This window comes from Streptomyces prasinopilosus (assembly GCF_001419695.1).
Lineage (GTDB): Bacteria > Actinomycetota > Actinomycetes > Streptomycetales > Streptomycetaceae > Streptomyces > Streptomyces prasinopilosus.
Map to the genome: position 1 here is coordinate 1 of NZ_LIRG01000741.1, position 1,389 is coordinate 1,389.

1 protein-coding gene is annotated in these 1,389 nt (G+C 71.8%); it reads left to right on the plus strand.

Annotation, left to right across the window (positions count from 1 at the left end):
- The first annotated feature begins 336 nt into the window (after positions 1-336).
- On the plus strand, positions 337-1,374 hold the full coding sequence (glnII, locus tag AOK18_RS25600; protein ID WP_055695870.1) for a glutamine synthetase: 1,038 nt from the start codon (positions 337-339) through the stop codon (positions 1,372-1,374).
- The last annotated feature ends 15 nt before the right edge of the window (positions 1,375-1,389 follow it).

Consider the following 1,389-nt stretch of genomic DNA (forward strand, 5'->3'; position numbering starts at 1 on the left):
CGTCTCCACCGTGCACCCTCCTCGGCACGACCTCCCTCGCACGGCCTCCCCGCACGTCCCCGCGACGGCCCTCTCGCACGGCCCCGCCGCGTACGGCCCGCCCTCCCCCGCGCCGGGCCCGCGCGACGATCCGGGGCGCGGTGGACGCCGGTAACACGCGGTGGCCACCGGTAACACGGGGTTCACATCCGGGCAACGGACGGGAAATCGCCCGTTGACAAGCTGGGTGTCATCGCGAGCGGGGTGCCGTGCCGGCCTCCCGGTACCGGCGTGGCGCAGCGCCGGAGCGTGCAGCACCCGCACCTGCGCACCGACCCGCCCCGGAGGAAGTGGACCGTGAGCTTCAAGGCTGAGTACATCTGGATCGACGGCACGGAACCGACGGCCAAGCTGCGTTCCAAGACCAGGATCATGCCGGACTCCGAGAGGACGACCGAGGTCGCCGGGCTGCCGGTCTGGGGCTTCGACGGGTCGTCCACCAACCAGGCCGAGGGCCACGCCTCGGACCGCGTGCTGAAGCCGGTCTTCGTCTGCCCGGACCCGGTCCGCGGCGGGGACGACGTCCTGGTCCTGTGCGAGGTCCTGAACACGGACATGACGCCGCACGAGTCCAACACCCGGGCCGCGCTGACCGAGGTGGTCGAGCGGTTCGCCGCGCAGGAGCCGCTCTTCGGCATCGAGCAGGAGTACACCTTCTTCAAGGGCGCCCGCCCGCTCGGCTTCCCCGAGGGCGGCTTCCCGGCCGCGCAGGGCGGCTACTACTGCGGTGTCGGCTCGGACGAGATCTTCGGCCGGGACGTCGTCGAGGCGCACCTGGAGAACTGCCTGAAGGCGGGCCTGGGCATCTCCGGCATCAACGCCGAGGTCATGCCGGGCCAGTGGGAGTTCCAGGTCGGCCCGCTGTCGCCGCTGGAGGTCTCCGACCAGCTGTGGGTGGCCCGCTGGCTGCTCTACCGCACCGCCGAGGACTTCGGCGTCTCCGCCACCCTGGACCCCAAGCCGGTCAAGGGCGACTGGAACGGCGCGGGCGCGCACACCAACTTCTCCACCCGGGCGATGCGCGAGGGCTACGAGGCGATCGTCACCGCGTGCGAGTCCCTCGGCGAGGGCTCCAAGCCGCTCGACCACGTCAAGAACTACGGCGCCGGCATCGACGACCGCCTCACCGGCCTGCACGAGACCGCCCCGTGGAACGAGTACTCCTACGGCGTCTCCGACCGCGGCGCCTCGGTCCGCATCCCGTGGCAGGTCGAGCGGGACGGCAAGGGCTACATCGAGGACCGGCGTCCGAACGCCAACGTCGACCCGTACCTGGTGACGCGTCTGATCGTCGACACGTGCTGCACCGCGCTGGAGAAGGCCGGCCAGGCCTGAGCCGTCTCCCCCGCC